Raw genomic sequence first — 7,554 nt, forward strand, 5'->3', positions numbered from 1 at the left:
AAGGCGAACGCCTTTTTCTTCCCCGGATCTCCTTTCCTCTTTCTCTCCTTCTTTCCTCACAATTTTCACAGAAAAAGGCGAGAATCGTGGATTCTCGCCTTTGCTTATTAGTCTTCCATTGTCGACAAATCGCCTGTCGGCAAACCCAACTCCCATGCTTTTAGAACACGGCGCATAATTTTGCCGGAACGTGTCTTCGGCAGCTTATCGCGGAATTCGATTTGACGCGGTGCTGCATGCGCGGCAAGACGCTCCTTCACGAATAACCGGATTTCTTCTTTCAATTCATCGCTCTCTTCGTATCCCGCACGCAGCGTAATGAACGCCTTAATAATCTCTCCGCGCACCGGATCAGGCACCCCGATAACCCCTGCTTCGGCTACTCCAGGATGTTCCACTAATTTGCTCTCTACTTCAAACGGTCCCACACGCTCGCCGGATGTATTGATTACATCATCTACACGGCCCTCGAACCAGAAATATCCGTCTTCATCCATATAGGCGGAATCGCCGGACATGTACCACCCTGTCGCGAAATACTCTTCGTATTTCTCCGGGTTATTCCAAATCTGGCGCATCATCGCCGGCCATGGCGGCATAATCGCCAAGTTCCCCATAGTATTTGGCGGGAGTTCGTTGCCCTCATCGTCTATAATCGCCATCTTGATACCCGGCAGCGGTTTGCCCATTGAGCCGGGACGAATCGGCATGGAGCGATAGTTGGCACAAATCGTCGAGCCTGTCTCCGTCATCCACCAGTTGTCGTGAATGCGGCGGTTTAGCACATCTAATCCCCAGCGAATGACTTCAGGATTTAGCGGCTCACCCGCGGACAGAATATGGCGAAGATTAGAAATATCAAAACGCTTCGGCAACTCGTCCCCTTCACCCATCAGCATACGGAACGCTGTCGGCGCACTGAACCATACATTGACTTTGTACTTCTCAAGCGTAGCATACCAGTCGGCGGGCTTAAATCTTCCGCCGCGCAATACCACGGTTACGCCGTTCAACCACGGCGCCCACATCCCCGCCGAAGTTCCGGTTACCCAGCCCGGGTCAGCTGTACACCAATAAATATCGCCTTCACGCAGGTCATATACCCACTTGCCGGACAGATACTGGTGAATCATTGCATCATGTACCTGAAATACGCCTTTCGGTTTGCCGGTCGATCCGGACGTATAGTGCAGCAGCATACCGGATTCGCGATCTACCCACTCGATTGTGTACTCATCCGATACGGCCATCATTTCTTCATATAGCACTTGATTGTCAGCCGTTTTCTCCTCGGCACCGACCAGGATAACATGCTTTAATTCTGGAAGCGCATCCACAGGAATGCGGTTTAAAAGAGACGGCGTAGTTACAACCGCGACAGCTCCGCTATCAAGCAGGCGGTCACGCACCGCGTCTTCCATAAACGCTTCGAAAAGCGGACCGGCAATAGCGCCAATGCGTACAATTCCCAACAGCGCGATATACATCTCAGGACTGCGTGGCATAAAAATAAACACGCGGTCGCCTTTCTTTACACCCTTCGCCTTCAAACCGTTAGCGAACCGGGAGGAAAGCTGTCGGAGCTGTTCATACGTATACTGCTCATCGCGTTCGCCATCTGTGTAGAGCAGTGCGACTTTATGACCGTTGCCGTTATCTACATGCCGATCGATGGCTTCATAGACGATGTTCACTTTGCCTGTCTCATGCCATGAAAAGTTCTTCTCGACTTCTTTCCAATCCATAGTACGAACCGCTTCATCGTAATTTTTTAAGTTTGCGGTTTCATCAAGCATCATAATATCTTGCGGTCTTTCTTTGGTAGTCATGGTTTCTACCCCCATCCTAAGGTTGTTGTAGCCCTTTCACAGGGCTTTTTACTTTAAGTAAGTATGGTTTGTTATACAACACTTTACTATATTTATTCGACAAAATAAAGCGTTTACCTTCAAAAAATTACGATTTTTTTATAACTCTTTTATCTTTCTTTATGCGGCTCTCCTGTTAAAATCCACCGTTCATACAATCGGCGCAGACACCAAACGCTATGTTTAATCGCGTGATTGCAACAAGGAGGAATGATGATGAGACGCTTTGCTCAATACAGCGCCTTCGCCCTTGCGATTTTGGCAGGAGCGTATTTTCTGCTCGCCCAGCCCGAGCGCAGCGCAGCGCCACCTAAGCCTGCAAATCCGTCTGTTGTGCAACAGAAGCAACAACAAGGGAAATTTTACAGAATCAATTATATCAGTGAAGTACAGGAAGCCCGTACCCAGTTAAACAATAGCGAACATGTCATTACGATCCACCATAACAGCAACCAGACCACTCACTATATGAAGCGGGAGGTTACGGTTAAATTTAAACAACCTCCGTCTCCGTCCACTCTACAACAGACGCTTACGGCGATTAACGGATGGAAAAAAGCGGGTACCGGTACGCATTTCATTTTCAAATCACGCACCAAATCAACCGAGGAACTTATCGCCTATTTCAACAAGCGTTCTGACGTGCAATTCGCGGAGCCGAACTACCTCTTGCTTCCGAACGCCACGCCGAATGATACCCTCTATCCGCGCTACCAGTGGAATATGCCTGCTATCAACATGGAAAAAGCATGGGATATTAGTAAGGGGAGAGCCGACGTGGTAATCGCGGTTATCGATACGGGTATAGATTTGAAGCACCCTGAATTCCAGGGCAAGCTAGCTCCAGGCTATAATGTGCTGAACAAAACGAATCGTCCGCAGGATGACAATGGACATGGCACCCACGTCTCCGGTATCATCGCGGCAAACACAAACAACGGCGAAGGCATCGCAGGCATTGCCTGGAACAATAAAATCATGCCCATTAAAGGTATCGGCAGTGATGGAAGCGGCTCCTCATTCGACATCGCACAGGGCATTATCTGGGCAACGGATCACGGGGCCAAGGTTATTAACATGAGCGTAGGCAATTATCATCCGTCGAATGTATTGCATGACGCCATCAAATATGCGTTTCGCAAAAACGTCGTAATGGTGGCAGCCAGCGGTAACGATCACACATCCCAGCCGAGTTTTCCCGCCGCTTATCCGGAAGTTCTCAGCGTGGCGGCCGTAGATTGGAATGGACAACAAGCTGAATTCTCCAACTTCGGTTCTTATATTGACGTAGCTGCACCGGGGGTAGATATCGCAAGCACATACACGCAAAGCGACTACGCTTCACTTTCTGGAACCTCGATGGCCTGTCCGCACGTTGCCGGTCTGGCTGGTCTCATCCGTTCGCTGAATCCGGATTTGAGCAACGCCGAAGTAATGAAAATTATGCGGAACGCAACACGTGATGCCGGCCCCTTAGGCTGGGATCATAACTATGGTTACGGGATTATCGACGTTCCTTATGCCCTCCATCTTGCCGGTGTACAGATGCAAAACGCAACGAGGCCGTCCCCCCCGGTACAAAAAAAACCACAGCAAAGAGAGAACAACGGGCTTTTTGAACAGTTGAGGGATTTGTTCATGTAGCCAGTGGAAAATAACAGGAAAAAGACACCCGATTTTTTCTTCAACTATAGAAATGGCTTCCTTTTTCTCCGTTTGATTTTCCTTTGCATGGATGTATATTTTATCCACAGACACAAAAAATCCCCCGTTGTTTTACGTCAGCGGGGGATTTGCAGTTAACATTATTTGAATTAACGCGCAGTGCTCATGCGCTTCATCGTTACATAATCTGTCTCATAATATTGCAGTTCATCGCGCAGATATTCGAACACTTTCGAAAGTGACAGAGTCAGCTCTTTCAACTCAGGCGTCACTTCCTTATGGAAGATAATCGCATCACGGCCCGTGTATGAGTTGCGGCCGTCCTCTTCATATACTTCTCCCTTCGGGTAGAAGAATAGATTTACGCATGTGTGATACACAGAATAGAGAACTTCTTGCGCGAATTCCTTGTTAAAGCGGGCGCGGCGCAGACAGATGCCCAACTTCTCGCAGGCGTTTTCACAGTTAACGAGAAGATGGCGAAAATCGGATAAGTAGTCCCGGTAATACGACTCGTACTGCTCAGGGTTCGAAGAAGTTTGTACCAATTGATTCAGCGTCGTGCTATTCAGAAATTTCTCCAGTTCCATGCAAACTTTCTTCAGTCTGTTATAGGACTCCTCACAGATTTCTTTCAACTGAGTCTCTGGCATAAGATACCCTCCAACCTTTAAGATTTCTCTTCCCTATTACAGCAATTGTAACAAATTTGTTACAATGAACCCAGTATTATTTCGCCAATCCATAATGTTTAAAAATTCATAATTGTTTTTCGCCTGTCACTCATCTTCTTTGTTTGTTCTCTCCACGCTCAGGACATACTAAATGATAACGATAAAACAAAGGAGTTTGTCCTGTATGGCATTCATTCGCTTTCTACATCTTACGCACGAACTGCGCGAAATACTCCATGTTTCCCACCTGCTGCATGAAAAAAGCCAACCTCATTCGCTCTACTTCTCGGTCGTCCCTCTCCCGGCTTACCGTCAGCACAATCAGACGACCCGCTTAGGCATCTTCGAATGGCGGCGCATTCATCAGGGACGTACATTCCGCCTTCGTAGTCTAAGTATTTGCAATCAAAATCAAATCGTACGCTTCTATGATGAAGAAGAAAACATCATCTTTTCACTCACACAAGTCCCCGCTTTCCTGCACCGTAAAGAGCCTATCCTCATCGAAAATGAAGAGCGGACGGGCTTTTTGGAAATCATTACAAAAGAACATCGCCTTTTATTAAGCTTTACTCTCTCACAGTGGCCCTCCCTTGTATTTCCTATAAAGAATATAGAATAAACTTTCTATTTCGAATATCACCATTATAATTTATTCATAAATAAAATATGATATGATAGGAAGGTCGTTTGACAGATACGACAAAAAATTCAGTTATTTCTGTTGGTTTTGAAATGAGGAGGCAATTATGAAGCAAGGTTTATCACTCAAAGAATTATGGGCTGTTGGATTAATGACATTTGCGCTCTTTATGGGAGCGGGTAATATTATTTTCCCTCCAACGCTTGGACATGATGCAGGACCCGCAATGTGGACAGCCGTACTCGGATTTTTAATTACTGGCGTGGGCCTGCCTCTTCTCGGAGTAGCGGCAGTGGCAAGTGCCGGCGGAAACGTCAGGTTGATGGGAAACCGCGTCAACCCGGTGTTTTCCGTTATTTTCTCCGTATTAACTTATCTGGCGATCGGACCTTTGCTGGCTATTCCTCGGACTGGCGCAGTTGCATTCGAGATTGGTGTCGCTCCGTTTCTTCCGAAGGGATACACAACATCTGCAATCGGTTTATTCATATATAGTATCGTTTTCTTTGCACTGACATTTTGGCTTTGCTTAAACCCCGGGAAACTGGTGGACCGATTCGGTAAAATTCTTACACCAATCATGATTATTCTGCTGGCAATCCTGCTGATCCGGGGAGCGCTGGCTCCGCTGGCCGGTGGGGAATTTGCTCCTCCTACCCTTGAAAATCCCTTCTCAAAAGGATTTTTAGAAGGATATAATACCATGGACACGCTTGCGGCACTCGTATTCGGGATTGTCATCGCAAGCATAGTACGCGAACGCGGAATAACCGATCAAAAGATGCAGGCTAAAATTATTATCAAATCAGGTATAATCGCGGTAACCGGACTTGGACTTTTGTATGTCGGTCTTACGTATCTGGGGGCAACAAGCGGACATGTTGTCGGTCCGTACGAGAACGGCGGACAATTGATTACGCTTCTGGCAAAGCAGTTGCTCGGTGATACGGGGCTTATTCTCCTATCGCTTGCCATTACGTTTGCCTGCCTGACTACCGCAGTCGGACTGGTATCGAGCAGTTCAGAGTTCTTCTCATACCTCACGGGCAATCGACTATCCTACCGTTTGGTCCTGTCCGTCCTGATTTTGTTTAGTCTGGTTATTACCAATTTTGGACTTTCTACCATTCTGAAGATTTCTGTACCACTGCTTGTCACCCTGTATCCAATTGCAATTGTTTTAATTGGACTGACACTGACAAACAGCTTATTCCAGGGGCATAAAGCAGTATACACGGGAGGCGTGATGGGCGCCGCCGTTATTTCGATTCTAGATGGTTTAGCCGCAGCCGGCCTTAAATTCCCTGCTGTAACAGAAGCATTAAGCCAATTACCTCTGATGAATGGATTGATGGCCCAGGGACTGGGCTGGATTATTCCGGCTATTATCGGCATCCTTGTTGGTGGAATGATATCTGCCATGGCACCTTCTTCTCGTAAAACGGTAACGGAATAATTGCCGAAATCTTGAAGAAAGAAGGAGAAGGGGGAAAAGAGAAGAAGATCGAGGGAAGAAAAGGACCTTCGCCTTTTTCCACAGTGAAATCACCCCCTCGTTCTCTTCTCTCTTTTCCTTCGGACTGCCGTCAGCGCCCTTCTCCTTATTTTTATGCCGGAGCTACGGCTGAAAAGCATGTTAGTTTTTCAAATATATGAAAAAGACATATATCGACTTCATTTGTAAAAATTAATAGAAAATTACAAAAAATATTGTTATTTTATTTCCACTTTTTTATAATAAGGGAAAAGGCGGGAAAGGAGGCCAGCCGGATTCTGCTTTTCTTATAATAGCTGACGGATGCCCGGGCATAGATTTCAAAAGGAAAGGAGAAGGACTCGCTTATGAGCTTCGCCAATTGGGATGAAATCATTAACACGTGCATAACCTATTCAGCAAAGAATCTGCATTCATTTACGTCACCGTCACCCATTGTGAAATGCACGCCGAGTCGAATTGCGAAAGCAGTTAAACGAACGAAGAACATAGGGTTTAAACGGTTAGACGGTCCTGATTTGCAAGATCCGTGGACAAATGAACCTTATGATGAGATGCTGGCCCGCGAATATGTATATACGACTTCCAAAACATAAAAAGGGTGCATGTGCTTATCTAGATAAGCACATGCACCCTTTTTATAATCATCGTTAAAAATCAGGATTTGCAAGCGATCCGTCTTCATTTAATCCTGCCTTTTTCATCTCTTCCGGGAGCATCATGTCACCTTCCGCTTTGAAATCGAATGACCGGGTCACTTCTTCTCCGGCTGTTTTTACGTTTACATAGGCAACCCAATCCCCGCCCATCGGCAGAACGGCCTGGCCTTTATATACGCCCGGTTCAATCATCCTGGCCCGAAAACCATTCTTGCCGTGATCCATCTCCTTCATTTCTAGATGAACGACCACATCAGCCTCTACGATGGGTTGACCTTTTTTCATCACATTGATGGTATACTCCAGTTTTTTGCCCGCTTCCGTCTTCTCCGGTGCTTTAAATGATATATCGATGCCGCCCTCGTTCTTCGTATCGCTCTGTTGCTCCTGCCCTTTAGAACCACAGGCGGCTAACACCAGCGAAGCCAGTAAAATAGCAAACACCATCACCCATTTTCTTTTCATATTCTTCACCTTTTCTGTGAAAATCATGAGGAAAGAAGGAGAAAAAGAGGAAAGGAGATCCAGAGAAGAAAAAGGCGTTCGCCTT

Annotated in this window: 7 protein-coding genes; 4 read left to right on the forward strand and 3 right to left on the reverse strand. The window is 46.6% G+C overall.

All coding sequences use genetic code 11. The features are described from left to right. Positions 1 to 107: 107 nt before the first annotated feature. Entirely contained in the window at positions 108 to 1,829 is a 1,722-nt protein-coding gene (gene acsA / locus B2899_RS15330; RefSeq protein WP_286886933.1) for an acetate--CoA ligase, read from the reverse strand. 249 nt (positions 1,830 to 2,078) lie between these two features. Between acsA and B2899_RS15335 the strand changes: the two genes are divergently transcribed. Further along, positions 2,079 to 3,512, forward strand: coding sequence for a S8 family peptidase (locus B2899_RS15335; RefSeq protein WP_246147360.1), 1,434 nt, complete (start codon positions 2,079 to 2,081; stop codon positions 3,510 to 3,512). Between the two features lie 170 nt (positions 3,513 to 3,682). Here B2899_RS15335 and B2899_RS15340 read toward each other — a convergent pair whose 3' ends face one another. Next, positions 3,683 to 4,186, reverse strand: coding sequence for a DUF3907 family protein (locus B2899_RS15340; RefSeq protein ID WP_146811087.1), 504 nt, complete (start codon positions 4,184 to 4,186; stop codon positions 3,683 to 3,685). Positions 4,187 to 4,391: 205 nt separating this feature from the next. On the opposite strand from B2899_RS15340, the gene B2899_RS15345 reads away from it, so the two are divergent. The 3 genes from B2899_RS15345 (at position 4,392) to B2899_RS15355 (ending at position 6,941) form a co-directional block, all read left to right on the forward strand. Next, positions 4,392 to 4,829: a hypothetical protein gene (locus tag B2899_RS15345; RefSeq protein WP_286886938.1), complete on the forward strand. Its 438-nt coding sequence runs from the start codon at positions 4,392 to 4,394 to the stop codon at positions 4,827 to 4,829. Between the two features lie 127 nt (positions 4,830 to 4,956). Continuing rightward, positions 4,957 to 6,306 (forward strand): branched-chain amino acid transport system II carrier protein, encoded by a 1,350-nt coding sequence (brnQ, locus tag B2899_RS15350; RefSeq protein WP_286886940.1) that lies wholly within the window; start codon positions 4,957 to 4,959, stop codon positions 6,304 to 6,306. Positions 6,307 to 6,692: 386 nt separating this feature from the next. Continuing rightward, the gene (locus B2899_RS15355; RefSeq protein WP_286886942.1) at positions 6,693 to 6,941 is read left to right on the forward strand and encodes a hypothetical protein; all 249 of its coding nucleotides are present in this window, start codon (positions 6,693 to 6,695) and stop codon (positions 6,939 to 6,941) included. Positions 6,942 to 6,995: 54 nt separating this feature from the next. On the opposite strand, the gene B2899_RS15360 is transcribed toward B2899_RS15355, so the two are convergent. Continuing rightward, complete coding sequence (locus B2899_RS15360) at positions 6,996 to 7,469, reverse strand: FixH family protein (RefSeq protein WP_286886944.1); 474 nt, start codon at positions 7,467 to 7,469, stop codon at positions 6,996 to 6,998. Between the last annotated feature and the right edge of the window lie 85 nt (positions 7,470 to 7,554).

The organism is Aneurinibacillus sp. UBA3580 (genome assembly GCF_002375825.1).
GTDB classification, from domain to species: Bacteria; Bacillota; Bacilli; order Aneurinibacillales; family Aneurinibacillaceae; genus Aneurinibacillus; species Aneurinibacillus danicus.